General features: G+C 47.6%; 29 protein-coding genes. 18 read left to right on the top strand and 11 right to left on the bottom strand.

The annotated features are described in order from the left end of the window. Positions 1–42: 42 nt before the first annotated feature. From QUA50_RS04285 to QUA50_RS04250, 8 genes are all read left to right on the top strand, one after another. Positions 43–1,005, top strand: a complete 963-nt coding sequence (locus tag QUA50_RS04285) for an FTR1 family protein (protein ID WP_333260530.1) — start codon at positions 43–45, stop codon at positions 1,003–1,005. 597 nt (positions 1,006–1,602) lie between these two features. Further along, positions 1,603–2,340, top strand: a complete 738-nt coding sequence (locus QUA50_RS04280; protein ID WP_333260629.1) for a response regulator transcription factor — start codon at positions 1,603–1,605, stop codon at positions 2,338–2,340. A 386-nt stretch (positions 2,341–2,726) separates the two neighbouring features. Next, positions 2,727–3,797 carry a chlorophyll a/b binding light-harvesting protein gene (locus QUA50_RS04275; protein ID WP_333260533.1) on the top strand — a complete coding sequence of 357 codons (1,071 nt, stop codon included), beginning with the start codon at positions 2,727–2,729 and terminating at the stop codon, positions 3,795–3,797. A gap of 22 nt (positions 3,798–3,819) precedes the next feature. After that, on the top strand, positions 3,820–5,310 hold the full coding sequence (locus QUA50_RS04270) for a chlorophyll a/b binding light-harvesting protein (RefSeq protein ID WP_333260535.1): 1,491 nt from the start codon (positions 3,820–3,822) through the stop codon (positions 5,308–5,310). A gap of 137 nt (positions 5,311–5,447) precedes the next feature. Further along, the gene (locus QUA50_RS04265) at positions 5,448–6,482 is read left to right on the top strand and encodes a chlorophyll a/b binding light-harvesting protein (protein ID WP_333260537.1); all 1,035 of its coding nucleotides are present in this window, start codon (positions 5,448–5,450) and stop codon (positions 6,480–6,482) included. A 220-nt stretch (positions 6,483–6,702) separates the two neighbouring features. Continuing rightward, positions 6,703–7,668, top strand: a complete 966-nt coding sequence (locus tag QUA50_RS04260) for a chlorophyll a/b binding light-harvesting protein (RefSeq protein ID WP_333260540.1) — start codon at positions 6,703–6,705, stop codon at positions 7,666–7,668. A gap of 98 nt (positions 7,669–7,766) precedes the next feature. Beyond that, the gene (locus tag QUA50_RS04255; protein ID WP_333260543.1) at positions 7,767–8,105 is read left to right on the top strand and encodes a hypothetical protein; all 339 of its coding nucleotides are present in this window, start codon (positions 7,767–7,769) and stop codon (positions 8,103–8,105) included. Between the two features lie 76 nt (positions 8,106–8,181). After that, complete coding sequence (locus QUA50_RS04250) at positions 8,182–8,697, top strand: transcriptional repressor (RefSeq protein WP_333260545.1); 516 nt, start codon at positions 8,182–8,184, stop codon at positions 8,695–8,697. Positions 8,698–8,846: 149 nt separating this feature from the next. On the opposite strand, the gene QUA50_RS04245 is transcribed toward QUA50_RS04250, so the two are convergent. Together QUA50_RS04245 and QUA50_RS04240 are read right to left on the bottom strand one after the other, a co-directional pair. Continuing rightward, a complete protein-coding gene (locus QUA50_RS04245) occupies positions 8,847–9,701 on the bottom strand; it encodes an Npun_R2479 family HD domain-containing metalloprotein (protein ID WP_333059034.1) in 855 nt (284 codons plus the stop codon). 219 nt (positions 9,702–9,920) lie between these two features. Then, positions 9,921–10,124 (bottom strand): hypothetical protein, encoded by a 204-nt coding sequence (locus QUA50_RS04240; protein WP_015174049.1) that lies wholly within the window; start codon positions 10,122–10,124, stop codon positions 9,921–9,923. Positions 10,125–10,580: 456 nt separating this feature from the next. Here QUA50_RS04240 and rpsL point away from each other — a divergent pair, with 456 nt between their 5' ends. The 9 genes from rpsL to QUA50_RS04195 all read left to right on the top strand — a co-directional run bounded on the left by rpsL (position 10,581) and on the right by QUA50_RS04195 (position 18,794). Further along, entirely contained in the window at positions 10,581–10,961 is a 381-nt protein-coding gene (gene rpsL / locus QUA50_RS04235; RefSeq protein ID WP_006632197.1) for a 30S ribosomal protein S12, read from the top strand. A 145-nt stretch (positions 10,962–11,106) separates the two neighbouring features. Beyond that, positions 11,107–11,577 (top strand): 30S ribosomal protein S7, encoded by a 471-nt coding sequence (rpsG, locus tag QUA50_RS04230; RefSeq protein WP_006632196.1) that lies wholly within the window; start codon positions 11,107–11,109, stop codon positions 11,575–11,577. Between the two features lie 345 nt (positions 11,578–11,922). Beyond that, a complete protein-coding gene (gene fusA, locus QUA50_RS04225) occupies positions 11,923–13,995 on the top strand; it encodes an elongation factor G (RefSeq protein WP_333260550.1) in 2,073 nt (690 codons plus the stop codon). A gap of 102 nt (positions 13,996–14,097) precedes the next feature. Then, positions 14,098–15,327: an elongation factor Tu gene (tuf, locus tag QUA50_RS04220; protein WP_190660866.1), complete on the top strand. Its 1,230-nt coding sequence runs from the start codon at positions 14,098–14,100 to the stop codon at positions 15,325–15,327. Between the two features lie 210 nt (positions 15,328–15,537). Beyond that, positions 15,538–15,855 (top strand): 30S ribosomal protein S10, encoded by a 318-nt coding sequence (gene rpsJ / locus QUA50_RS04215; protein ID WP_006632193.1) that lies wholly within the window; start codon positions 15,538–15,540, stop codon positions 15,853–15,855. Between the two features lie 233 nt (positions 15,856–16,088). Continuing rightward, a complete protein-coding gene (locus tag QUA50_RS04210) occupies positions 16,089–16,409 on the top strand; it encodes a DUF433 domain-containing protein (RefSeq protein WP_333153296.1) in 321 nt (106 codons plus the stop codon). Then, the gene (locus QUA50_RS04205; protein WP_333260632.1) at positions 16,402–16,797 is read left to right on the top strand and encodes a DUF5615 family PIN-like protein; all 396 of its coding nucleotides are present in this window, start codon (positions 16,402–16,404) and stop codon (positions 16,795–16,797) included. Before QUA50_RS04210 ends, QUA50_RS04205 begins: the two co-directional genes overlap by 8 nt. A 199-nt stretch (positions 16,798–16,996) precedes the next feature. Beyond that, positions 16,997–17,638, top strand: a complete 642-nt coding sequence (locus QUA50_RS04200) for an LON peptidase substrate-binding domain-containing protein (RefSeq protein WP_015174045.1) — start codon at positions 16,997–16,999, stop codon at positions 17,636–17,638. 217 nt (positions 17,639–17,855) lie between these two features. Beyond that, a complete protein-coding gene (locus tag QUA50_RS04195) occupies positions 17,856–18,794 on the top strand; it encodes a PspA/IM30 family protein (RefSeq protein WP_333260554.1) in 939 nt (312 codons plus the stop codon). 33 nt (positions 18,795–18,827) lie between these two features. On the opposite strand, the gene QUA50_RS04190 is transcribed toward QUA50_RS04195, so the two are convergent. Together QUA50_RS04190 and pheA are read right to left on the bottom strand one after the other, a co-directional pair. After that, on the bottom strand, positions 18,828–19,469 hold the full coding sequence (locus QUA50_RS04190) for a pentapeptide repeat-containing protein (RefSeq protein ID WP_333260556.1): 642 nt from the start codon (positions 19,467–19,469) through the stop codon (positions 18,828–18,830). 34 nt (positions 19,470–19,503) lie between these two features. After that, positions 19,504–20,451 (bottom strand): prephenate dehydratase, encoded by a 948-nt coding sequence (gene pheA, locus QUA50_RS04185; protein WP_333260559.1) that lies wholly within the window; start codon positions 20,449–20,451, stop codon positions 19,504–19,506. Positions 20,452–20,659: 208 nt separating this feature from the next. Here pheA and QUA50_RS04180 point away from each other — a divergent pair, with 208 nt between their 5' ends. Next, a complete protein-coding gene (locus tag QUA50_RS04180) occupies positions 20,660–21,238 on the top strand; it encodes a DUF1997 domain-containing protein (RefSeq protein ID WP_333260562.1) in 579 nt (192 codons plus the stop codon). A gap of 141 nt (positions 21,239–21,379) precedes the next feature. Here the strand turns inward: QUA50_RS04180 and QUA50_RS04175 are convergent, their stop codons facing one another. From QUA50_RS04175 to QUA50_RS04145, 7 genes are all read right to left on the bottom strand, one after another. Next, positions 21,380–21,832 (bottom strand): FHA domain-containing protein, encoded by a 453-nt coding sequence (locus tag QUA50_RS04175; RefSeq protein ID WP_333260565.1) that lies wholly within the window; start codon positions 21,830–21,832, stop codon positions 21,380–21,382. After that, positions 21,829–22,518, bottom strand: a complete 690-nt coding sequence (locus QUA50_RS04170) for a hypothetical protein (protein ID WP_333298512.1) — start codon at positions 22,516–22,518, stop codon at positions 21,829–21,831. The genes QUA50_RS04175 and QUA50_RS04170 overlap by 4 nt, the downstream gene beginning before the upstream one ends. Positions 22,519–22,685: 167 nt before the next feature. Beyond that, positions 22,686–23,423, bottom strand: a complete 738-nt coding sequence (locus QUA50_RS04165) for a PRC-barrel domain-containing protein (RefSeq protein WP_333260570.1) — start codon at positions 23,421–23,423, stop codon at positions 22,686–22,688. A gap of 55 nt (positions 23,424–23,478) precedes the next feature. Further along, positions 23,479–23,970 carry an FHA domain-containing protein gene (locus QUA50_RS04160; protein ID WP_333260573.1) on the bottom strand — a complete coding sequence of 164 codons (492 nt, stop codon included), beginning with the start codon at positions 23,968–23,970 and terminating at the stop codon, positions 23,479–23,481. A gap of 82 nt (positions 23,971–24,052) precedes the next feature. Continuing rightward, complete coding sequence (locus tag QUA50_RS04155; RefSeq protein WP_333260575.1) at positions 24,053–24,844, bottom strand: FHA domain-containing protein; 792 nt, start codon at positions 24,842–24,844, stop codon at positions 24,053–24,055. Positions 24,845–25,405: 561 nt separating this feature from the next. Then, positions 25,406–26,125, bottom strand: coding sequence for a 6-phosphogluconolactonase (gene pgl, locus QUA50_RS04150; RefSeq protein WP_333260578.1), 720 nt, complete (start codon positions 26,123–26,125; stop codon positions 25,406–25,408). Positions 26,126–26,326: 201 nt separating this feature from the next. Beyond that, on the bottom strand, positions 26,327–26,500 hold the full coding sequence (locus QUA50_RS04145; protein WP_333298514.1) for a hypothetical protein: 174 nt from the start codon (positions 26,498–26,500) through the stop codon (positions 26,327–26,329). Positions 26,501–26,510: the final 10 nt, after the last annotated feature.

Genomic DNA, 26,510 nt, shown 5'->3' with positions numbered 1-26,510 from the left:
CAATGACCGATGCCTCATACCCCTGCCCCATGATTATAAAAAATGAATTTTAGTGAAGCGATACCGACTTTTTTAATTACCCTGCGTGAAGGCGTAGAAGCCGCCTTAGTCGTCGGAATTGTACTAGCTTGCCTCAAAAAAGCCGAGCAAAGTCACCTCAATTCTTGGGTTTATGCAGGTATCGCAGCCGGCATGGCTGCTAGCGGTTTTGTGGGTGTTGTATTCAATGGATTGCTCGCAGCACTATCAACATCAGAGCAGCCTTACGCACCAGTCCTTAAACAGCTATTGGAGGGCGTGTTGGGCATTGTGGCGATCGCCATGCTAAGCTGGATGCTAATTTGGATGACTCAGCAAGCTCGCTTTCTCAAAGCAGAAGTTGAAGGAGCAGTTACAGCAGCTTTGACAGAAAATACCAATGCCGGCTGGGGTGTATTTGGCTTAATTTTTATTGCGGTACTGCGCGAAGGTTTTGAAACAGTTATATTTGTCAGCGCTCAATTTCAACAAGGTTTGAGTCCCGCTTTGGGTGCTTTGGGCGGTTTGACTGGGGCGGCAATCATTGGCGCGCTACTGTTCAAGTGGGGTGTCAAAATTGATATCCGCCTGTTTTTCAAGTTTATGGGGATTTTGTTGCTGTTAATCGTGGCAGGTTTGGCAGTATCTGCACTCAAGCATTTTGACCAAGCCGTTGGAATTTTGTCGCAGATGAATAGCAAGTATGCAGCGATTTGTTTTTATTACGATCGCCTCGCACCACTCCACTCTTGTATTTTAGGGCCTCTGGTGTGGAATGCAGCGGACATTTTGCCCGATCGGCAATTTCCGGGAGTGATTCTCAAAGCACTGTTTGGATATAGAGATCGAGTTTATCTCGTCCAAGCAGCGGCTTACACAATATTCTTAGCCACCATCGGCGGTCTTTATTTCCAAAAACTAAGCTCTCAGGCGAGTGTTCCCAACAAAAATACTCAGCCAGCTCGATCTGAAACTCGCCCTCAGTAAGTATGCAAGTGGTTTTTATCGGCTGTTTTGCTGATTCCAGGGCAACCTAAATATTAGCCCCACAGGCAAAAAATTGACCAAAAATTTTCAGGTTGCGGGATTGATTATTTGACTTTTATAGGTCATAATTTAATAATGGTAATAGTTTTCATTAATCACATAAATACTTATATTATTATTATTTAATAATACCGTCAATTCCTCAAAAAAGCCAGCCCTACCCACTCAAAAAACACAAAAGTTTTGTAAGCAAAATTAACTAACTTAAAAAATTTACAGTTAACGGTTAACAGGGTAATGCAAGACGCGGACTACCGTTAGGGCGAGCCTGTGAGGACCCAGGCGCATCCTGCCAAAGTTAAGGCTGTTCTTCCCCACCCCAAATCTGCCCCCAGCCAGATTTGGAGTAAACATTTTTCTGATATGCGCTCTTATCGCTTATAATAAGTACAAGAATATTTACAGAGTCCCGAAAGTTCTTAATCAACCTTATAATCCTTAATGAAGCTTAAAATTAAAAAATTGTTCGTTAAAGTTACCTGGAACCCCCAGAAGGCTGTAGGATCTGCCATTCGGTTAGCGGTGAGATAAATAATGATGCCCCGGATACTTGTTATTGATGATGACGCGGCGATTGCCGAACTTGTAGCCGTCAACCTAGAAATGGCTGGCTATGAAGTCACCCAGGCAGAAGACGGCATCAAAGGTCAGGCACTAGCAATACAACTGCTCCCCGACCTGATCATCCTAGACCTCATGCTGCCTAGAGTAGACGGATTCACCGTATGTCAGCGTTTGCGGCGTGACGATCGCACCTCAGACATTCCCGTCTTGATGTTGACAGCCTTAAGTCAAACTCAAGACAAAGTAGAAGGCTTCAACTCCGGCGCCGACGACTACCTGACAAAACCCTTTGAACTAGAAGAGATGCTAGCCCGAGTGCGAGCTCTACTAAGGCGCACAGACCGCATTCCCCAAGCGGCCAAACACTCCGAAATTCTGAATTACGGCCCGCTGACCCTTGTCCCCGAAAGGTTTGAAGCTGTTTGGTACGCTCAGACAGTCAAACTGACCCACCTAGAGTTTGAGTTGCTGCACTGCTTGCTTCAGCGCCACGGTCAGACAGTCTCTCCCAGCGAAATTCTCAAAGAAGTGTGGGGTTACGACCCCGACGACGACATCGAAACTATTCGCGTACACATCAGACACCTGAGAACCAAGATGGAACCCGATCCCCGCCATCCTCGGTACATCAAAACCGTATACGGGGCTGGTTATTGCCTGGAGTTGCCCAACAACGAACAAGTAGCTGAAGAAACCAAATCCTCTGCTTGAGCTAGCACCCCAGATGCAACAAGCAGTTAAAAATCCCGCTAGAAAAGCCTGAGAGCATTTGCTCTCAGGCTTTTGATTTGAAATGTCCAAGCCACTCAATCTCCACCCCTTAATAAAATACTTTATCAATAAATCTATAAATATTTACTGACTGTCAACCTAGACCAGTAATAAAGCTTGTGAGAGCCGATCGCTCAAACCCCCTAAAACTTTAGCTGTAAGCTCTTTTGAGCGATTTATTTACATAACTTAACTAAAATAAGTGAAAAAAATTTTCAAAAAGACTTGACTAAACTTTCAAAATTGTTGATTATCTATATCAATAAGCCGCAAAAGCTTAAGACTCAATTGACATCTTTCTCAAGAGGTAACTAGCCGTGACAAGCATGGCAAAAAAATCCTTCCCAGCCGAAGGAGAAACCTTTCCCTGGTGGGCTGGGAACGCCCGCTTAATTAACATTTCCGGTCGTTTGCTGGGTGCTCACGTCGCCCACTCCGGCCTCATCGTCCTCTGGGCGGGAGCCTATACCCTGTTTGAGCTTTCCCGCTTTAACCCAGAATTGCCCATGTACGAACAAGGCTTAATTCTGCTGCCCAACCTAGCCAGACTCGGCTTGGGCGTCGGTGCCGGAGGCAAAATTGTCGATACCTATCCATACTTTCAAATTGGTGTTGTACACCTAATCAGCTCAGCCTTTCTCGGCTTCGGCGGTATCTTCCACTCCCTCAAAGGAGAAGCCACCCTCGAAGAAAGAACTCCTTTCTTCGGCTACAGATGGGAAGACAAAGACAAAATGACCACCATCTTGGGCATCCACCTAGTTTTGCTGGGTATCGGAGCCTTCTTGTTGGTGGCCAAAGCTATGTATTTTGGTGGTTTATATGATACCACAGTCGGGCAAGTGCGGGTAATTTCGGAACCCACACTCAACCCCGCTGTCATTTTCGGCTACCTGTTCGGTGCAGGCGGCAAACACTGGCTCGCCGCAGTTGACAACCTCGAAGATGTTGTCGGCGGCCATATCTGGGTAGGAATCTTCTGCATAATCGGCGGGCTGTGGCACATCCGCACCCAGCCTTTTGCTTGGACGGAGCGCCTTTTCATCTGGTCAGGAGAAGCTTACCTCTCCTACAGTCTCGGCGCCCTAGCCTTAATGGGCTTCATCGCCACCTACTTTGTGTCGGTCAATACCCTAGTTTACCCAGAGGAATTCTACGGGCCGGCCCTAAAAATTGGCTTCGAGCAATTTCCCTACTTCCACAGCGAAGGAATGCTGACCTCCCGCGTCTGGTTGGCTAACACCCACTTCTGGCTCGCCTTCTTCGTCCTCCAAGGACATATGTGGCACGCCCTGCGAGCCGCAGGATTTGACTTCCGCAAAGGCAAAGTCGTGCAGCCAATGCGCGAAGACATCCAGCCAGGGGGCGGCCCAATTGCAGCCAGTCCAGCCAGTTAACCGCATCAGGAGGAAAGCAAAAATGCAAGGAATAGCAGATCCGAATTTAATTCCAGAACCGGACAACCCACAAAGCGAGTACGGCTGGTGGGCCGGCAACGCCCGCTTCATTGACCTTTCAGGGCGAATTTTGGGAGCTCACGTAGCTCACGCAGGTTTAATCGTACTCTGGGCCGGGGCAATGACTTTGTTTGAACTCTCGAATTTCAAGCCAGAGTTGCCGATGTACGACCAAGGTTTAATCCTGCTGCCGCACTTGGCAAGTTTGGGTTTTGGAGTAGGAAAAGCAGGTCAAATTATTGATACCTATCCCTACTACGTCATCGGAGTTTTGCATCTAATTAGCTCTACCGTTCTCGGTGCAGGCGGGCTTTACCATTCCTTGCTCGGCCCGAAAGTATTGCCGCAAAACAAAACTTTCTTCGGTTCTTTCGGCTACGACTGGGAAGACAAAGACAAGATGACAACCATCATCGGCATTCACCTATTGCTGTTAGGTGCTGGTGCTTGGTTGTTCGTGGCAAAAGCCTTATTTTGGGGCGGTCTTTACGATCCCCACGTCGCAGATGTGCGGATAATTAGCGAACCGACGCTCAATCCCGCCCGCATTTTCAGCTATCTCTTGCCCGTACACGGCCCGGAAGGAATGGCAGCAGTTGACAACTTAGAAGATGTTGTCGGCGGTCACATTTATGTTGGCTTGCTCTGCATTCTTGGCGGTTTCTGGCATATCTTCACCAAGCCTTTTGCTTGGGCCCAGCGAGTCCTTTTTTGGTCTGGGGAAGCTTACCTTTCTTACAGTTTGGGCGCTCTGGCTTATATGGGCTTTTTGGCTGCCTATTTCGTGACTGTAAATGACACTGTTTATCCAGAGGTTTTCTACGGCCCTGTGGGTTTGACCGGCCCAGATGCAGCGGTTGTTTCTTCGCGGACTTGGCTGGCAACAACTCACTTTGTTTTAGCGATTTTGGCGCTTTCGGGTCACATCTGGCACGCGCTGCGGGTTCGGACAAAAGCAGCGGGGTTTGATTTTCGATCGGGCGAATTTGTAACGGCAACTGCCCGCAATGTTGAAAAGTCCGATCGGGTTCAAGCTCAACCAGCAGCCGCAGTGAGTTTTTCAGATGTGACTGTAACTTTTTTGCGGAATTTGCCGATTTACCGCAAGGGATTGTCTCCCATAGTCAGGGGATTAGAAGTTAGTTTGGCTCACGGCTATTTCCTGGTAGGAGCTTTTGCAGTATTGCTGCCTTTGCAAGAAAAAGGTTTAGCACCGCTGGCAGCATTGCTGATAACTCTGGCATTAGTCTTGATTTTGTCAATGGGCCTCTCGATTTACGAGAATCGGAACATCGAAGCGGGTAAAGTTCTTTACTGGCACAAAACGCCGGAAGATTGGAGTTTATTCCGGGGGGGTTTTGTGCTCGGAGGTACCAGCGGAGCTTTCCTCGCCTATTTGCTGCTAGACAATTTTGCTGGCATTGATGCAATTTTCCGAGGTGTTGTGAACTGAGGAAGATCGGCAATGCTAAATAACCGGGTTTCTGCCCGCTAATTGCGGCGCTAATACCTTCAAGAAATCCGGTTTCTCCCCAAGTCACAGCTCAATTTATCTCAAGCCTGACAAGTACAACAAGGAAACAACAAACGATGCAAACCTACGACAATCCCAAGGTAAAATATGACTGGTGGGCCGGCAATGCCAGGTTCGCCAATCTTTCGGGATATTTCATTTCCGCTCACGTCGCTCAAGCCGCTTTAACTACTTTCTGGGCCGGAGCATTTACTCTGTTTGAACTGTCTCGCTACAACCCAGCCATCCCTATGGGCGAACAGGGATTAATTTTGCTCCCCCACTTAGCTACTCTCGGTTTTGGTGTAGGATCGGGCGGCCAGATAGTGGATACTTATCCGTATTTTGTGGTCGGAATGGTACACCTCATTTCATCTGCTGTTTTGGGTGCTGGTGCTTTATTTCACACCTTTAAAGCGCCTAAAAATTTGAAAGATGCTAAAGGTCGCGCCGCCAAGTTCCACTTTGAATGGGACGACTCGAAAAAGCTGGGTTTCATCTTAGGACACCACCTGCTTTTCCTCGGCGCGGGGGCGCTGCTGCTGGTAGCAAAAGCGATGTTTTGGGGCGGTTTGTACGACTCGACAATTCACGAAGTTCGCACTGTTGTGAGTCCTACTCTCGATCCGTTAGTTATCTACGGCTATCAAACTCATTTTGCCAGTGTTGATAATTTGGAAGATTTAGTTGGCGGTCACATTTATGTCGGCGTTATGCTGATTCTCGGCGGCGTTTGGCACATCGTCAAAGAGCCTTTTCCTTGGGCTAAGCGAGTGTTGATTTTCTCAGGGGAAGCTATTCTTTCCTACTCTCTCGGCGGTATTGCTTTAGCAGGGTTTACAGCGGCTTATTTCTGTGCAGTGAATACTTTAGCTTATCCGGTTGAATTCTACGGGCCTGTACTCGAAACCAAGCTGGGTATTACCCCCTATTTTGCAGATACGATCGCCCTACCGATGGGCGCTCACACTCCCCGCTGCTGGCTGGCTAATTCTCATTTCTTCTTGGCTTTCTTCTTCTTGCAAGGTCATCTGTGGCACGCTCTTCGGGCGATCGGCTTCAATTTCAAGCAAGTTGAAACTTCTTTGAATGCGGTGGGAACTGAGTCGTAATACTTAAGCAATCCTGGACGCACTCCCACCAAAGAAACCGGGTTTTTACTGAATCTACGAGTGACAACGAACTATTTTCGTAAAAAACCCGGTTTCTGAGCCCCCATTCGTAAGTCCTATTAAAATTTTGCCTAGTTCCAAAAACTCTGCAAGGAATGCGAAGGGCAACAAGATTCAAGTTAAAAATTGCCCAGCTATTAATTTTACGAGGAAAAGAACTGTGACAATTGCTAGCATTAACGACTTTGGAAAGGATGAAACGAATTTTAAGTGGTGGGTGGGTAATGCCCGCTTAACAGATTTGTCGGGTAGGTTGTTGGGTGCTCATGTTGCTCACGCGGGTTTGATTATGTTTTGGGCGGGAGCAACTACTATTTCGGAAGTTACTCGCTTTGTACCAAATATACCAATGTACGAGCAAAACCTCACTTTACTGCCGCATTTAGCAACTTTGGGTTGGGGTGTTGGTGCGGGAGGTGCGGTGATTGATACTTATCCTTATTTTGCGATCGGCATTTTGCATTTAGTTGCATCTGCTGTTTTGGGTGCGGGAGGTCTTTTTCATGTGTTTCGCGGCCCTGCGATTTTGCACAACAGCGGCGGAATTGTTGCTCTGTTTCACTACGAATGGAATGATGCTAAGAAGCTGGGATTTATTTTGGGAAGTCACTTAATTATTTTGGGATTGGGTGCATTTCTATTAGTCCTGAAAGCTATGTATTTTGGGGGAATTTATGACAGCGCGATCGGCGATGTCCGCCTGATTGCTAACCCTAATTTGAACCTGGGAACAATTTTTGGCTATCTGTTGGGATTTGCTAACGGCGGCTGGACAATCTTAGGGATGGCTGCTGTTAATAATTTGGAGGATGTTATTGGGGGTCACATTTGGATTGGTGCAATGTTAATTGCAGGTGGCGCGTGGCACACTCGCGTTGAGCCTTTTCCTTGGGCCAAGCGACTTTTAATTATTAATGCCGATGCTATTCTTGCTTACAGTTTGGGGGCTTTGGCTTTTATGGCTTTTGTTTCCTGTGCTTTTGCGGGATATAACACGACTGTTTATCCTGTAGAATTCTATGGGAGCGATCGGCTCGCACTGACAAATGCACAATTTTTCTTGGGTATAATAGCGCTTGCCGGTCACATTTGGCACGCTTTTCGCGCCCGCATTAATATAAGCTGAATGCAATTTAAGTAAGATAAGCAAGAAACAAAGTTAAAGTTTCTTGCTTATCTTACTTCAGTTTGGAATTTGTAAGTACCAAGAGAGAAAATTAGTTTATGAGTGTTTTTATTTGCTGTTTCTGTATCGTGACTGTGATAGTTCTGTTTTTGTGGAGTGTTGCAGTAGCGCTGCGAGAAGGAGTCTATCAACTCCGGCGGCTGCATCAGATTCCGTGTTCGGATTGCGAGTTTTTTACTAATGACTACCGCCTCAAGTGTACTGTGCGGCCGTGCGTTGCTTGTACTGAGGAGGCGATCGGCTGTACTGACTTTGAACCGAAAACTTGTTTAGCCAATTCTTGTCAGCAACATTGCTCAAAGCTTCACAAAGCTTACATAGAAATACCGAAAACTAATCCTCCAGTTACACCTTTACCAACAGGGATAAGTAGCTAGATCCATTAATGATGAATCACGAAACTCTTCTTTCTTCACGAAATCTTTCTTACTTCTTTTTTATTTATTCACGAATATGAATTTATACAGCGCCAACTCACTCAAAGTCGAACTAAACCAGAGAGGCTGTCGCCTGACTCCCCAGCGAGAAACTATTTTGGGTGTCTTTCAAAATCTGCGGCAAGGTCATCATTTAAGTGCGGAAGAATTATACAGGACTTTGCAGAATAAAGGAGAACGAATTGGCTTGTCTACTGTCTACCGAACGCTGCATTTATTAGCAAGGATAGGAATTTTGCGTGAACTAGAATTAGCAGAAGGACACAAACATTACGAACTGAATTTGCCGGAATTACACCACCACCACCATCTGGTTTGTATTCAGTGTCACAAAACCTTTGAATTTAGCGATGAATCAATTTTTAAAATTGGCAAAAAGCAAGTTGAGAAAGCTGGGGTAGAACTGCTTGACTGTCAATTAACTGTGCGTGCTGTTTGTTTGGAAGCGCTGCGGGAGGGATGGCCTTCTTTGCTACCCAGCAATTGGTTGTGTCCCAGATATCATTCAGAAATTGATGAGGAAATTAGTTGATTTGGATGAAATACACTTAGGTAATATGGAATTGGTGGTAATTGGTAATTGGTGCTTTTTTATTCGTTATGAGCTGTTAGTTATTAGCACCTACAAATAACCAATGACAACTGACTGCTGACTGCTGACTGCTGAATTCATTTTTGCAATCAAGCAACCTCAGAAGAATCGCAACGTTGGTGTTCCATCCGAAATATGTTAGCGTACAAACTAGCAACAATCTGTTTGCCTTCCTGTGTCAACTGCAAGTAACCGAGAGATTCACTGATGTGAGGATAAATGCCGCTCCAGTAAAACTTAGAGTAGCTTTGCAGCAAGTCGCCCGGATGTCGGTAGCCCAAAACTTTAGTAGCACCGCTTTCTTCTAACTCGTAAAACAGCGCGCCAATTTTCTGCAAATATTGGGGGTTGCTGAGCTGACCTATCAAGTCAGCACCGCGCACTAAACTAGAATAATTACCTGCATCCTCGTCTGTGTTACCGTCAAGCACCGAGAAACGAGTTTGTTCTATGTTCTGCTTAATTATCTCAGCATTAATTAGCTTGTGGTTGCCGAAGCGCTCGTCAATAAACAATTTAGCTCTGTCAACTCGGTAAGGAGCTAGGCTGGCCGCCGTTGCACCGGGAGCAAGTGCAATTCTCATGCCATCTTTTCCCGTAGCATACAATCCTTCTGATTCTTGGTCTTGCCGGCAAACTCCTTTGACATATCCGATGTCTTGGCACAGCAAAGAAATGATGAAGTGCAGCCAATCTTCGCAGGAAACTCCGCCCTTGCGTATGTGTTTTCCCCGCAAGATTTCTTGACCGACTAAGCTAATGCAAATGGCGTGTTCTACATTGTGATAAAGAGCGTCGCTGTTGGCGATGTTTTCTAACGCCATTGCCCCCACCCAGGCAATAATGTCAGCATAGTCTGATTTGTAGCCTCCGTAAGTGCGGCTGTAACCGTTCTGAAGTTGTTCGATGAAAGCCTCGATCAGAAGTTCTGTTGAATTAAACATACCCTATCCTTTTACCTTTATATTGCCTTTCCACAGGGGTGCATCTATTTGGGAGTCCTCTAAATTTTCTGGATGAGATTTTAGCTCACAACTCCTGCACCCCGTGTGTGTTGCGCTCTGTGGATGGCAAGTGGGTAGCAATCTCAAAACTCATTGACGCAGCTACGCCGGGGGACTTACGAAGCAATCTCGCGCCCTGACTCAAAACTCCCAAGCAACTCAGTCCATGACTGACACCCATCCCCGCCGTACTGCGTACAGCAACCTGCTGACAATTTTTCGCTCCTCTGAACTTTTTAAACTGTGAGAATTAATTGCGTATTGAATTTGCTGGAACACAGTGCGATCGATCTTACCGGATTTCCAAATGTTCAAGTAAAGTTCGGAAATTTTATATTCAGGAATATAAGCTTTGGTTGTCATCTGCCGTCAACTCAATGTATATTTCTTATTGTCCGGCAATTTTAGATAACTTTATGTGATGTAGATCGGCTATAGACTGTGATGCGATCCCAGGCTGGAGTTAATGCGCCTCTCCTAACTAATGGTAATTCGATCGCCATATCGCGCTTTTGCGATCGTCATAAATTTTGCTGACGGCTGTGACAATCATCATAGTTGCGCCTAAATTATACGATGTCACATACCATTCTCCCGTTGCGCTCGCCCCCTCCCAACTTGCACCAAGGAAGGAAGTTTGAGCGCGGGCGGCGCAAATTTCTTGCCAAAGAAACTCGCGTCGTGTACAATACAGAGTCTGGTATCCTCACTTACCCATAATTATTTTCATTCATCCCGTCCCCCCAGAGGGGAAGGGACTTTCAGTGCGGATACAGCCAAATCACTATATTCAGCAAAAAGCTAGAAATGCCGTAACTCATGCCCACTATTCAGCAACTCATCCGTTCAGCACGGGAACAAACGCAGAAAAAAACCAAATCGCCAGCTCTCAAGAGTTGCCCGCAGCGCCGCGGAGTTTGCACCAGAGTGTACACGACCACCCCGAAAAAACCCAACTCGGCGCTGCGGAAGGTGGCTCGGGTACGGCTGACCTCTGGTTTTGAAGTCACCGCCTACATCCCAGGGATCGGTCACAACTTGCAAGAACACTCGGTAGTAATGATCCGGGGCGGTAGGGTAAAAGATCTGCCCGGAGTTAGATACCACATCATTCGGGGTACATTAGACACCGCTGGGGTGAAAGACCGCAAGCAGGGTCGTTCCAAATACGGGGCCAAGCGTCCTAAAGAGAAAAAATAACACGGAACTCGCCCGATCGTCGGGGTTGGGAAGCAAAAAAAAATCCGATCGCGCCGCTCAATTGCACGCTCGATCGTCATAAATCGAAATGCGATCCCAAAACCCCAAACTCAATCATTCAAAATCAAAAATCCAAAATAGAACTATGTCTCGCCGCACAGTTATTCAAAAACGTCCAGTTCCACCAGATCCAACCTACAACAGCCGGTTGGTAAGCATGATGGTGAGACGGATCATGCAGCACGGCAAAAAATCCGTTGCCTCCAGCATCGTCTACGACGCCCTCAAAACCATCCAAGAACGCACAGGGGCTGAACCGTTAGACTTGTTTGAAAAAGCAGTCAAAAACGCGACACCCCTAGTCGAAGTCAAAGCCCGCCGGGTAGGTGGCGCCACCTACCAAGTGCCAATGGAAGTGCGTTCCGATCGCGGTACCACCCTCGCCCTCCGCTGGCTGATCAGATTTGCCCGCGCCCGCACCGGCCGCTCGATGGCAGCCAAGCTAGCCAACGAACTGATGGATGCAGCTAACGAAACAGGGAGTGCTATTCGCAAGCGCGAAGAAACTCACAGGATGGCTGAAGCTAACAAGGCTTTTGCTCACTACCGCTACTAACTGCAACAACGGGCATGGAGAAGAGCGCGATCGTGCGGTATAAAAGCATCGGGTGAGAAATTGGAAAGTGTAAGTTTTGAGTGTTGAGATTGCTTCTCTTGGCGCAGTTGTCATTGGTGAAGCAAACTCAAAACTCCCAAAATCAAAATTCACACACTCAAGATTTACGCACTCTCTGAATCCTCCATGTCGCATCCTTAATATTTTTGTAAACAAATCTTGCAAAAAATATTAAAATGTAACAATAAGCTCCAGAGACTTTTGTAAGTCACTGGGGAGTGCAAAATAGGGTTACTGTGTAGTATAATAGTATTATAACAGCAACACAAGATTAAGGAGGTAGCTGTGGCACGTACCGTCCCGCTAGAAAAAACTCGCAACATCGGCATCGCAGCCCACATAGACGCGGGCAAAACAACAACAACTGAAAGAATTCTGTTCTATTCAGGCATGGTTCACAAAATGGGTGAAGTGCACGAGGGAACAGCAGTCACTGACTGGATGGAGCAAGAGCGAGAGCGGGGAATTACGATTACTGCCGCTGCTATCACCACCAGTTGGAAAGATTACAAAATCAACATCATCGACACTCCCGGACACGTAGACTTCACGATCGAAGTCGAACGCTCGATGCGAGTGCTCGACGGAGTGATCGCAGTGTTCTGCTCGGTAGGGGGAGTGCAGCCGCAATCCGAAACAGTTTGGCGACAGGCCGATAGGTACAAAGTACCGAGGATCGTGTTCGTCAACAAAATGGATCGGATGGGGGCAAACTTCTACAAAGTCTACGGCCAAATTCGCGATCGCATGAGAGCGAACGCCGTACCCATCCAAATCCCGATCGGCAGTGAAGAAAACTTCCGGGGAATTGTAGACTTAGTGCAAATGAAAGCCTATATCTACAACAACGACACGGGAACCGACATCGAGGAAGTAGAAATCCCCGATGAAGTAAAGGATATAGCGGTAGAATACCGCACCAAGCTGATCGAGTCGGTAGCAGAAACCAACGACGCCCTCACGGAGAAATACCTCGAAGGCGAAGAGTTAACGGAAGACGAAATCCGCCGGGCCCTGCGTGACGGCACTGTCGAAGGTACGATCGTCCCCATGTTGTGCGGTTCTGCCTTCAAAAACAAAGGCGTTCAGTTGTTGTTGGATGCAGTCATCGACTACCTGCCGTCGCCCTTGGAAGTTCCTCCAATTCAAGGACTCCTGCCCAACGGCGACACAGCAGAACGATTTGCAGACGACAATGCGCCTCTGTCAGCCCTGGCATTCAAAATCATGGCTGACCCCTACGGTCGCCTGACCTTCGTTCGCGTCTACTCCGGTATCCTCAAAAAAGGAACCTACGTCCAGAACTCCACCAAAGACAAAAAAGAGCGGGTTTCTCGCCTAATTGTCCTCAAAGCGGACGATCGGATAGAAGTTGAGGAACTGCGGGCAGGAGACTTGGGAGCAGCCTTGGGTTTGAAAGACACCTTCACCGGCGACACCCTCTGCGAAGAAGGAGCGCCAGTGATTCTGGAATCTCTGTTTATTCCAGAGCCAGTCATTTCGGTGGCTGTCGAACCCAAAACCAAACAAGACATGGAGAAGCTCTCCAAAGCCCTCCAGTCGCTCTCGGAAGAAGACCCCACCTTCCGAGTCAACGTTGACCCAGAGACCAACCAGACAGTCATCGCCGGTATGGGCGAACTGCACCTGGAAATCCTGGTTGACAGGATGCTGCGGGAATTCAAAGTAGAAGCGAACGTGGGTCAGCCACAAGTAGCTTACCGCGAAACTATTCGCAAAGCCGTCCGCGCCGAAGGTAAATTTATCCGCCAAAGCGGCGGTAAAGGTCAGTACGGTCACGTCGTGATCGAACTAGAACCCACCGAAGTCGGAAGCGGCTTTGAATTTGTCTCCAAAATTGTTGGTGGCACTGTACCCAAAGAGTACATCGGCCCGGCAGAACAAGGGATGAAAGAAGCCTGCGAATCAGGTATTGTAGCAGGATATCCCGTGATTGACCTCAAAGCTACTATGGTAGACGGGTCTTTCCACGACGTAGACTCCTCAGAAATGGCATTTAAGATCGCCGGTTCAATGGCGATCAAAGAAGCCGTGATGAAGGCGTCGCCAGTGCTGCTAGAGCCTATGATGAAAGTAGAGGTGGAAGTTCCCGAAGATTACATCGGGAACGTCATCGGAGACCTCAACTCGCGTCGGGGTCAGATCGAAGGTCAAGAGACGGATCAGGGGATAGCCAAAGTTTCTGTAAAAGTTCCACTAGCAGAAATGTTTGGCTACGCTACTGATATCCGCTCGAAAACCCAAGGTCGAGGCATCTTCACAATGGAATTCAGCCATTACGAAGAAGTGCCGCGAAATGTGGCTGAAGCCATTATCGCTAAGAACAAAGGTAACTAACGATTTTGAATTTTAGATTTTGGATTTTGGATGAAATCCAAAGTCGAAAATCTAAAATGTTAAAATCTAAAATCGCTAAAAGAAACAAGGAACAAATCGAGAATGGCACGCGCAAAATTTGAACGGAATAAACCCCACGTAAACATCGGCACGATCGGTCACGTTGACCACGGCAAAACAACTTTGACCGCCGCGATTACGATGACTCTCTCTGCACTAGGTCAAGCAAAGGCTAAGAACTACGCCGACATCGACGCTGCGCCAGAAGAAAAAGCACGGGGTATTACGATTAATACTGCTCACGTGGAATACGAAACAACAGGTCGGCACTATGCCCACGTAGATTGTCCCGGACACGCTGACTATGTGAAAAACATGATCACCGGTGCAGCTCAAATGGACGGCGGCATCCTAGTAGTGTCAGCGGCAGACGGCCCCATGCCTCAAACTCGCGAACACATCCTGCTAGCTAAGCAAGTTGGCGTTCCCAGCCTGGTTGTCTTCTTGAACAAGGAAGACATGGTGGATGATGCTGAACTGTTGGAATTGGTAGAACTGGAAGTTCGGGAACTTTTGAGCTCTTACGATTTTCCGGGCGATGACATCCCCATCGTCACAGGTTCGGGATTGAAAGCTCTCGAAGCGATGCTTGCTAATCCCAAGACTGTCAAGGGCGAAAATGAGTGGGTTGACAAAATCTACAAGCTGATGGAAGAAGTAGATGCTTACATCCCCACCCCAGAACGCGAAGTTGACAAGCCTTTCTTGATGGCAGTTGAAGACGTATTCTCGATTACTGGTCGGGGTACTGTCGCCACAGGCCGGATCGAACGTGGAACTATCAAAGTCGGCGAAACAGTCGAATTGGTGGGTCTTAAGGACACTCGCAGCACTACAGTGACTGGTGTGGAAATGTTCACCAAGTCTCTGGAAGAAGGTTTGGCTGGCGACAACGTGGGTCTACTGCTGCGGGGGATTTTAAAGGCGGATATTGAGCGCGGAATGGTGATTGCCAAGCCGAAAAGCATCATGCCTCACACTCAGTTTGAATCTGAAGTGTACATCCTGAAGAAGGAAGAAGGCGGCCGGCACACGCCCTTTTTCTCTGGCTACCGCCCTCAATTCTACGTCCGTACCACTGACGTGACCGGCACGATCGCACAGTTCACCGCTGATGACGGTAGTGAAGCAGAAATGGTGATGCCAGGTGACCGGATCAAAATGACTGTTGAGTTGATTCACCCGATCGCGATCGAACAAGGAATGCGCTTTGCTATCCGCGAAGGCGGCCGCACCGTAGGCGCCGGCGTTGTTTCCAAAATCCTCAAGTAGGAATCCGATAACAGACTAAATAGCAGAAAAGCCGCCAAATGTAATCAGGCTTTTCTGCTATTTAGTGAGTAGTGAGTAGTTATAGGTTAGTGGCCAGTTGTTAGTAGTTATGGGTTAAATGTTCAATAACAGATAACAAATAACAAATGACTGATGACTGATGACTAATGACTAAAAATAAACTGAACCTCGAAAATTCAAGAAACAAAAATGGCAACAATTCAACAACAAAAAATTCGCATTCGCCTCAAAGCTTTCGATCGCCGAATTCTAGACGCATCCTGCGAAAAGATTGTAGATACAGCAAATCGGACAGCAGCCACAGCGATCGGCCCGATTCCCCTACCGACAAAACGGCGGATTTACTGCTTGCTGCGATCGCCCCACGTAGACAAAGATTCTCGCGAACACTTTGAAACCCGCACGCACCGCCGCATCATCGACATTCACCAGCCATCGGCCAAAACAATTGACGCTTTGATGAAACTGGATTTGCCAGCCGGCGTAGATATCGAAGTCAAGCTGTAGATTGAGGGCTGGGAAAATAACAAAAAAAGGAACAATGGAAAAATACTTTGTTCCTTTTTTTCATTCCCGGACGCAAGGATAGTCAGAAACCAGTTTTAAAGTTGAGAATACGATCGAAGTGTTGTAAGCTGCGTGGCTGGTAATGCAATGGTTGATAAGATTCTTTTATTTTTCGATACATTTGCTATGATAGTTTAAGCGATCGCTATTCGATATTTCTTCAATTACCAGCTATGAACATTCAGTTGGTTGACTCCTTAATTCAAGTCATTGAATCGCTGACACCTGAAGAGAGTTTGTTGTTCCAAGAAAAACTTTCAGCTAGGGCGATTCAGAGTACACCTGGAGTCTGTGGAGGAAATGCCCGGATTCGCAACACCCGCATTCCTGTTTGGACACTGGTTTCGCTTCACCAACAGGGGGCTGATGATGCTGAGTTACTTCGGAATTATCCAGTCTTGGACGATCGCGATCTAGAGAATGCTTGGCGTTATTACGATCGCCACCGCGAAGAAATCGATCGTATTATTATTTCTCATCAAACCGATGATTGAAAGGGTGAGGCTTTATTCCAATGAAAATTTCCCGATCCCAATGGTCGAGCATTTACGTAGTCTCGACAGTGATGTTTTAACTTCTTATGATGCCGGTCAAGCAAATCAAGGAATTCCTGATGACGAGGTTCTGCGCTTTGCGACTGCACAAAATCGGGCGGTAATTAGCTTCAATCGCGATGATTTTGTGGCGCTGCACCGTCGTGGCGATCGCCACGCAGGAATTATTGTTTGTAAAGACGATCGAGATTACCTGGGACAAGTTACTATTCTTCATGCCTATCTTCAGCAAGTTGATTCGTTGCTCGATCGCCTAATTCGGATCAAAAAGCAGAATCAGCGCGGGTTGAGTCATCCGGTTTTTGTGGTTCAAGAGTACGGGCGATAACTCACCCACACCAAGCAAAAACCTGGGTAACAACCAAGGATTTTTGAGGAAAAACCCGGTTTACGATCCTACGCATCAGCCCAAAGCCTCGATCGCCCGCGTCGCATTTCCCCCCGATCGCCCCTCACCCCGCTCGGAATTGCCTTTAATCAGTTAAAGTAAGAAAAATAAGCGCAAGTACCGTCACATTTGAGCGACAATGGCATCCTCTTCCTCTGTAGCAGTTCGCGAACTCCCCTTATTTCCGTTGCCGGAAGTGGTTCTATTTCCAGGTAGACCTCTCCCGCTGCAAATCTTCGAGTTTCGCTATCGAATCATGATGAACACGATTCTGGAGGGCGATCGGCGTTTCGGTGTGCTCATGTGGGACCCCAACCAAAACAAAGTCTCTGCCGTTGGCTGTTGCGCCGAAGTGATTCACTGCCAACGCCTGCCCGACGATCGCATGAAAATTATGACTCTCGGCCAGCAGCGGTTCCGAGTGCTCGACGCCGTTCGGGAAAAACCCTATTTAGTCGGTCTGGTAGAATGGATTGAAGACGCACCGCCGCAACAAGACCTCAGACCTTTGGGAAAAGATGTCGAACAACTGCTCAGAGATGTAGTTCGCCTCTCCAGCAAATTGATGGATCAGCCGATCGACCTGCCGGAAGACATTCCCAGTTTGCCCACCGAATTGTCCTACTGGGTAGCCAGCTACCTTTACGGCGCAGCGACAGAACAGCAAACTCTTTTAGAATTGCAAGATACTGCTGCGAGATTGGAACGCGAAACCGAAATTTTGACTTCTACTCGCAATCACTTGGCAGCCAGGACTGTACTTAAAGATACCCTCAAGTAGCCAATGGGGCAGGCAAAAAGTACGATCGACTTTGCCTGCATTGAACCCAAAATTACATAGAAATCATACGATTTTCGCATTGGAGATTTTCGCGTTGGAGATTAAATAATTGAGAATTAATAGGCCTTTTACAAAATTATCTAGGAAGGGGCAAGATGCCCGTTCCACAGAAAAATTTATTTTTGTGGAAGGGGCAAGATGCCCGTTCCAAAATTAGATGCTTGTGTTAGAAAATCACGACCAACCGAAACCATACGATGCAGTTAGAGGCGGTCAACTGCCACCTCCTGTGGGCGGTGTAGTGCTCGGCGGACTAGCAGGAGTTAAACACCGGCTGTCTAGTTCAGTCAGCGAACATCGAATCGCCGCCCTGAGAGAGACATTGAATTACGGCGATGCTGGCTTAAAAATAGTCATCCAGATTTGTCAAAGCGAAACCGGGCCAGTGCAGCGGGCGGCCTGCGATTTGCTCCGACAAAGGCTGAATTCGATCGCCCGCGAAAAATTACAGGCCTTTGTAGCTTCAAGTTCAGATGCAGAAACTGAGTTAGACAGCACGGAAAAAATATTAAAGCACTCATCCGGTGCAGTCTCAGAAAAAAATTACGATCGGCAAATGTCCGAAGCACAGTTAATATTTGAGACAATTACGCAGCAAATGCAACCAAATTTGTTGCTGTTAGAAGCACTGGTAGCCTCTGTAGAACGCGAAGAATTTACCAGCGAACTGATGAATCTTTGGGAACTATTAATCTTAGAAATTCAGGAACCTCTCAAAGAACTGCGTCAGGCTGTTGGCAGTGCGATTTCCGCCCAACTGCGGATTCAGTGGCTGTACAATCAAGCTGAATCTCAAGCCAACCAGTGGCAGCAGCGAGCTTTGCTAGCTCTTCAGACACAGGATAAGAATTCAATCCGCCTCGCCGTGGTTCGCCAGCAGGTTCAAGTCGATCGGGCTGCTGAACTAAAAATTGACTTAGACTACCAAACTGTGCGAGTAGAAAATCTCAACCGCAACTTGCTGGCTTTGGAAAGTAAGATTGCTCAAGCTAATTCCAAGAAAGAGATCCTCAAGATGCAGCTTCATTTTGCTAAGGTACAGCAGCAAATAGACTTCACTTTCAGCCAAGTCAATAGTATATTTTTTAGTCCTTAGTTGTCTGATTCTGCAGTTATATATTGTGTGAGATCAAACTTGTCTGACGCAAAAATGTATCGCCCCACTTAAAATTGCCTCATCTAAGTTAGCTCCTTCCAGATTAGCCCCGCATAAAAATGCTCCGCTCAAATTAGCACCGCTTAAATCAGCACCGCTTAAATCTACACCCTCAAGGTTACTTTCACACAAAAAAGCGTTTCTCAAGTTGGCTCTTCTGAGACTCGCTCCCCGCAGTTTAGCCTCGCTGAGATTGGCTTCTTCGAGGTTTGTATTGTCCAAGCAAGCATCTAGGAGGTTTGCTTCCATCAAGTTTGCTTTTTCCAAGTTGGCTCCGCTCAAATTAACACCAATCATTTTGGTGTCGCTCAAGTTGGCGTTGTCCAAGTTTGCTTCAATCAGGTCAGATCCTGTTAATCTTGCGAAAGTTAGATCGGCTCGGCTCAGGTTAGCCCCATTGAGGTTTGTCATCACCAGGCAAGCATTCTTGAGCTTGGCAGCTATTAAGGTTGCCCCCCTTAAGTTTGCCAAAGAAAAATTTATTTCTTTGAGATTCGCGCAGGCTAGATTAATATGAATTAGGAAAGCTTCTCGCAAAAAAGCCTCTTTCAAGTTGGTTTCATGAAAATTTCTTTCTCCGGCTGCGTATCGCTTGAGAAGTTCATCAGCATTCATCTCGCCAGCCTCCTAAGTTTTACTTAAAAATAAATTATACTACTGACAGTACATTGTAGCAACCAAATATTTTTAAAGTTTCGGTGTGATTTTTTAATTCTTCGAGTGCCGATCGAACAAATGCTTCGCAGGCGTTAGCTTCAACGTCCATAAAGAAAATATATTCTCCGAGCGATCGTTTAGTCGGTCTAGATTCAATCCGACTTAAATTAATACCGCGACTGGCAAATACTTGCAAAGGTTTTACCAGTGCTCCCGGCATATTGGCAGGTACGCTAAAAGCTAGTGAGGTATGGGTGCAATTAGACGTTGAAGCATCGAGGATCAACTTAGAAGCAGATTGTGTAATGGATTTAAGGGATGAGGGATCCCTTGGTTCTACGTTGGCGATTTCTCCACCACTCCTGCTGAGTACCCAAAATCGAGTGTAATTATCGGGATAATCATTAATGGGGTGAGCTAACACTGGCAAATGGTAAAGTTCAGCAGCTCTTGGCGAAGATATCGCTGCTACATTTGTATCTTCCAGATATTGCAATGCTTCCGTGGTAGAATTCGCCGGAATTAATTGGGCTGAGGGAATAAACTGCCCCAACCATACCTGACACTGAGCTAGCGCTTGCGGGTGAGAGTAAACTTTTTTAATCTCGTTAAAATTTTTAGCATGAGACACTAGGGCGTGGGAAATTGGCAAAACTAAGGCGTGTTGAATGCGGAGTCGATCGAGTCGCCACAGTGTATCTAAGGTGACAGTCACGCTGCCTTCGATCGAATTTTCGACGGGCACAACTGAATAATCAACCTGCCCTAGGGCAGATGCCTCTAGCGCTTGAGAAATGGTGGAATAAGGACACAGGGTGCATTCCAAGTTAGTTTCCCGGCTCAACCACTTGACATAAGCTAGAGCCGCTGTTTCTGCATTTGTACCAACAGGGCCGAGATGTGCGATCCTCTTCGAGGGCTTCGCTAACGAAATTTTCATTTACAGGCAATTTTAGGTTACAAATGTTTGCTTTACTCTCATCAGCTAGGAAGTATGATGAAAAATTAGCGATGTCCCGAAAGCTTTTATCAGTGATTTCTCGGATGACATTGCTGGGTTCGCGACTTAGGGGGCAACTTATGTCACCTTAGAAAAGGTGATACTTTATTAAGATATGCTTAGGAATCCTATATTTTGATATTTTCTCATGTATATCCGCTTTTATTCTTCCCAATACGTTGAACTCGCCGTACCAGAGGAACGGGTTCCCATTCAACATTATCTGCGCCAGCCGAGGCGACTGGTGAACGCCCTGGTCGATCGAAGTCGCACACAACAGCTAAGCGAGGACTGTTTCCGCCTGAAAATGCGACCGTTACAATTTATGATGCTGAGCATTCAACCCACAGTAGACATGAGGGTGTGGGCCCAGTCGGATGGCACAATCAATTTGGAGTCCGTCGCCTGCGAAATTCGCGGCGTGGGTTATATAAACGATCGCTTTGCTCTCAATCTCAAAGGAAAGCTTTGTGTACACCAAAGCAGCGGTGTAGCATACTTAAAGGGAAAAGCGGATTTGGAAGTGCAAGTAGAATTACCGCCGCCGTTTTGGCTGACGCCCAAACCCATTTTAGAAGCAACGGGGAATGCTTTGCTCAAGAGCGTACTGCTGAGCGTCAAACAGCGGTTGATGCACCAGTTGCTCTCCGATTACCGCCGCTGGGCAAGCAGCGAAAGTGAGCTAAGATCGATCGAAATCCCCCCTATCTTATCTTTAGAAGGCTGAAATCCTACTAAAGAAGCTGTTAATTAATGTATAGGGATAATTAGGCACAAATCAGGCAACTTACCACAGTATTACTTAGACGCTCGATTTGGGCATCGGGATACTTGTGGGAACGAGCCAGCAGGGATAGATAGCTGCCGGTCAGTCAAGATCGATTTGAGTGATCCCTCCAAGTTCATCGTCTTCGATGATTCCCACGCCCCCCGGCAAAGGAGTTGACCTGTCTTTTGAAACTTCGTCCTTTTGGCGGAGTTCGCGCTGCGGTGGCTTGATGATTTTGCCCGGTTGATTCGTTGCGCCCACCCGAATCCTGATTTTTGGCCCGGAATTGCCCAAGCGAATTGTCATGCCGTCCACAACGGACACCTGAGCGATCGGTCTATCATCTACATAAGTGCCGTTAGCACCAAAATTAATAATTTCCCAGCCATTAGCGTGATTCCACAGTTCTACGTGGTGGCGGGAAACTACAGCGCTGTAAATAATTACATCATTGTCGTTCGATCGACCGATCCGAACCACGGGTTCTGATTCAAAACACCAACTTTGAACAGGGACAGACTGGATAGGGTGTAAAAGAGTTAAGGTAATCACTGATGTTTTGACACTCCACCGCCAGACAGCAATGGGGATACTTCCAGAGAGATTTTTTGCCAGAAAACTGCAAAAAATTTGCTTTTTAAAGCCGTCGTCAGTGGGCGAATATTCCCCCTATCTGCCCTAAAATTCCAACTTTTGGCTGCTTGAGGTATTTGAAACAACTTTTGAGGGTTAGCTTTTGGCGCAGGGGCAAATTTTTGCGGTACTCGGTAACAACCAAACACGATGTGATAAATCGGGTGAACTTCCCAGTGACGGACAGCGGTTTTAACCGCTTGATTAATTTGGTCTGTGAGGGAGCGATTCTGCCGATGGGTGAGTCGCTCAATTCGATCGGCTAAATAATCCATTCCCCGCTGATGAACCAGAGAATTTAACTCAGACCCGTGCTGCTTGCACCGCTGATTCGTTTTCTCGGTCGGGCGACAGTCACTGCTCAACGACTTGCTGTTTATAAAGAAAGAAGTTAACCAATTATTAATCCTGGAGTCTCTAGATAAAATACTTGTTGATTGTATCTGAGATGTTGCACCATTCTCAATTACTTGTTTAGGGAGCGGCAAGATGCCTGTTTCACAAGAAAGTTCACTCTTTGTGGAACAGGCATCTTGCCCGTTCTTGAGAATAGTGCAAGATGTGAGTTGTATCAAACAGCATAGGTCATTTTGAGTTGCTAACATTTTCCTTATTGATGCAATACCTTTAAAATACAATGCTTTGAGCAGCACTGGAATTTTGAGCGACAAGGCATCAATCTCTCATAGCGAAAGTACCGATCGACCTTCCTCGCGCGCGGTCCCCAAATGCGATCGGCAATTAGTCCCCCAGCGAGCGGGAAGGCCAAACTTCAGCTCAAATCTGACTCAGGCGGCTCCGGATTCGGATCGGGCGGGACAGATTCTTGCCTTTGCCGCTTCAACTCTGCAACTTTTTCTTGAGCTACATCCCTGACTTCGAGAGCTTTATCTTGGAATTTTTCCGCCAGACTTTGAGCGCCCCGCTTCACGCCTGCCACATTTTTGAGAGTTCTGTCGAAATCTTCATGTAAAAACTCTGCTACCAGACCGACTTTTTTGTGCAGTCCCTCCGCGTACTGCACTGGCTCCGATACAGCAGCTTCAGAGACGATCGCCCGCTTGCTGCCGATGGTCGAAATAGCTGCCACAGGTAACAAGTAAATGTCGTCTAAAACACCGCGCCAGCCGCTCGATTTAAATAGGTAGTGGGTGACTGAACCCGTGCGGACATCAAAAAGGTAGTCAACCACTGCACCTGCCTTATTTCCAGCGTCCGTGAGCACCTCAAGCCCGATCGGACAAACAGCTTGTTCCGGCTGATGAAGTTCCGGCAGTTCCGGGTTAATGGTGACAAAAACATTTTCCCCCACCGTATCTACTTGCGCCCAAGCGAACCAAGTTTTTTTGCTCCCCAAAAGTCCCGACTTGCAAGTAAAGCCGATTGCCCGTTGGGAGTGAGCATCGAGCCAAACCCGATCTACCCTGCCGACCTCTTCCGCCGTTCTGCGGTCGATGGTGCGGCGCCCCTGCAGTTCGCTGCGCCTAACAATCTGTGGTGATGTACTCATAAATAAACTCCTGAGTGTCGCCTTTGAAAAATGTCGATCGTCCAAAGAAGCCGATTTAATATTCTTCTTCCGAATAATGGCGATTATTATCTGCCTGGGTTAACTCGTCCTCTTCCCTGGAAGTGCCAACTTCTTTGTGGTCGGGAACAGGAATCGTGCTCATTTGCACGCCGGCCGAGGGAGCGTTAATTTCCTTAGCCTCCCTGGGCTTGACGCTAAGAAGTCCTAACTGGACGGAGGACTGATTCGGGCCTACGTTGATTTGAATTTTCGGCCCAGAGCGAGCCAAGTGAACGATCAGACCGTCCACAATGGGAACCTTAGCGATCGGCTTACCATCGAGGTAAGTGCCGTTGGTACCTAAATTGATCAGTTCCCAAGTTATGCCGCTGCGCCGCAATTCGATGTGGCGACGAGAAACCACAGCGCTAAAAAGAACGACGTGGTTTTCGGTCGAGCGCCCGATCCGCACGACCTGCTCGTCTTCAAAGATCCAACTGCGGACGGGTATAGACTGGAGTGGATGTAGCAAGGTCAGCTTAATCACATTGGCAGCATTGAGTTTTGGTTGAGCGCCTCAAGATGCGATTTTAGATTTTAGACTTTCGATCGCCCAATCCAAACTCGCTCTAAGAGATTTGAAATAAAAACGTAACCAGGTCTCCTTTCCCCAGAGAGATGCGATCTCCCGGTCGCAACCGGTGGCGGTTTCCCTTGGGTAGCGGAGTATTGTTGACGTAAGTGCCGTTGGAACTGCCTACATCTTCTAGGTAGCAGGCATCTCCCTCCACCCGGAGATTTGCGTGTACCCGAGAAACTATCTCAGAATTAGCAAATCCCGAAACATCAATATCCGGCGGCACTAAGTCATTTGGCTTGCCTATGTGAACCACAGACAGACTGTGAGGCAATTCCATCGGCGTATTTGTCTGAACGTGTAGCAGGCGCGCCGACTGCTGTTGCAGTTGAGTTTTAGCTACACCTGCTGGCGGTGGGCCCGGAAGCGGAGGAGAGATATTTACTGGTGTTGCCACCGATTCAGTTGTAACAGGAACCGAGGGCGAAGGCGGGGGATCTGGAATCGTCGGAATGCTGGCGGGAGTTTTTTCCAAGTTGAGACCCTTATTCAGGGTAACTAGAGGTTCCATTGCCATCAGAGGATCGGGCGGCACTAAATCGGGCGCCGGTGACGATACCACTGTGGGGCCTAGAGGCGAGGGGGACGGTACTGTCACCTCAACTTCTGGAACTATGGCACCCGGACGTAAGTTAAAGCCACACTGGCCGCAAAATGCTGCATCTGTCTGAACTGCTGCACCGCAGTTCGAGCAACTTGCGGTAGCAGGTAAAGGCGTGTAGCAAGCCTCACACTGGCTGGCCCCGTCGGGGTTCTGGTGATTGCAATTGGGACAGACAATCATCGATTTCTCCTTGCTATCGGCCAGATTTTCAAATCAGCCTCATCAAAAGTTTTTGGGTCTGAAACCCCGTCCTTACAGGACGGCTTTACATTGAATTGAATCCCCTTGCGGGGTAGGGGGGTATGGTTGCCCCCCGTGAGGATATGGTTGTCCTCAATCTCCCATTTCTGGGGTAAAGTTAGCTTGTCGGTCAATGTTTTCTGAGCTTGCGCGGGCTAGCAGCACTGTTCCTGTTACCGGAGAACTGTTTAACCACTAGCGACAGAGCAAGGGACTAGCTTCGTATCAAGCGGGTGTCGTTACTCACAAAACGTAGTCTGTTAAGACGATAGCCCGTCTGAATGGCTTGTTAGATTTCTCTTTCAAGCCTCATGCCGTCAGGGCTGAGGTTCCTGACAAAAATACTCGTGTATATGGTCAAATTTTAACTTTAACCGCCACAATTCTTATATTGCTTCTAATACTAGCAACTGAGCTGACGCCGTGACGTTAGCTGTAATGGGCAAGATGCAGTTAGTGATAATGCTGACTGTGCTGGCACGCTGGCTGCTCTGTCGGCTATTATTTTACTGCTTCGCCAGCCGCCGCATCGAGCAGCCACCAAAGTTCGCCTTCTGGTTGAACGAGTCTGGCTGGATAGGTCATTTCGTCGGCTGCGGGGGCAAAAATTTGAGTGAGGGCGGGTTGTTTGCTGGATCCTGCAACCATGAAGATGACGCACCGGGCCCGGTTGATTAATGGGACTGTAAAGGTAATGCGGGGTTGACCGTCTTTGTTGCCGACAGTTACTAGGGCATCGCGGACTTCCAAGGCTGCTGTGCCGGGAAATAGAGAGGCTGTGTGGGCGTCGTCTCCTATGCCCAATAAAATGATGTCGAAGGCAGGAAACTCGCCCTCGGATACTTTGAAGAACTGCTGCAATTCTGTTTGGTGCGCTGCTGCGTCGGCTGCGGGGTCGCCGGCGCCTGTGGGCATGGGGTGGATGTTGCTGGCGGGGATATTCACTCGATCGAGCCACGCGAGGCGCGCCATTTTTTGATTGCTGTCTGGGTGTTCTGGGGGAACGTAGCGTTCGTCGCCCCAGAAAACGTGAATTTTGTCCCAAGCCAGGTCTTGGGCTGCGATCGATCTGTAGAGCGGTTCTGGTGTGCTTCCGCCCGCTGCGGCGATCGTACAAAGTCCGCGTTCTGCTATGGCTTCTGAGATTTTCGACAGCACAATCTCCAGCGATCGATCTATTAGTTGTTCCCGATTTGCTAATACTTCAACTACTTTTTTCATTAATTTCCTCTCAACTTTCCTATTCGTGTTGTTCTGAGCAATTGCCAATTTTACCTTGACATTTTGGTTTGAGGTCGATCTGCTGACATACTGGGCAGACAGGGGACTACATCCTCTAACATATTATCATCTTATGCCTCTTGATTTAAGGAAAGCAAGACATCTTTCTACCAGTGCTTTATGGATTTTCACCGGTTGCATTCAGCTTTCGCAACTTTCAATCAAAAGTTCGATCGTACTCGGAGCATCTGGGCAGAAAGTAAAAAGCGTTTTTGGGAACTCCCAGCCGTCCCACACAGCAAAGTCTATAAATATAGCGAGCCGGACGATCGCACACCGACAGTAAAAGCCAAACCGAGATGCTCCCGATCGCACTTACCCCGGC

The sequence above is a fragment of the Microcoleus sp. M2_D5 genome (genome assembly GCF_036701935.1).
Lineage (GTDB): Bacteria > Cyanobacteriota > Cyanobacteriia > Cyanobacteriales > Microcoleaceae > Microcoleus.
Note: the sequence above shows the minus strand (reverse complement) of the source record. Positions and strands in the feature narration are given on the sequence as shown.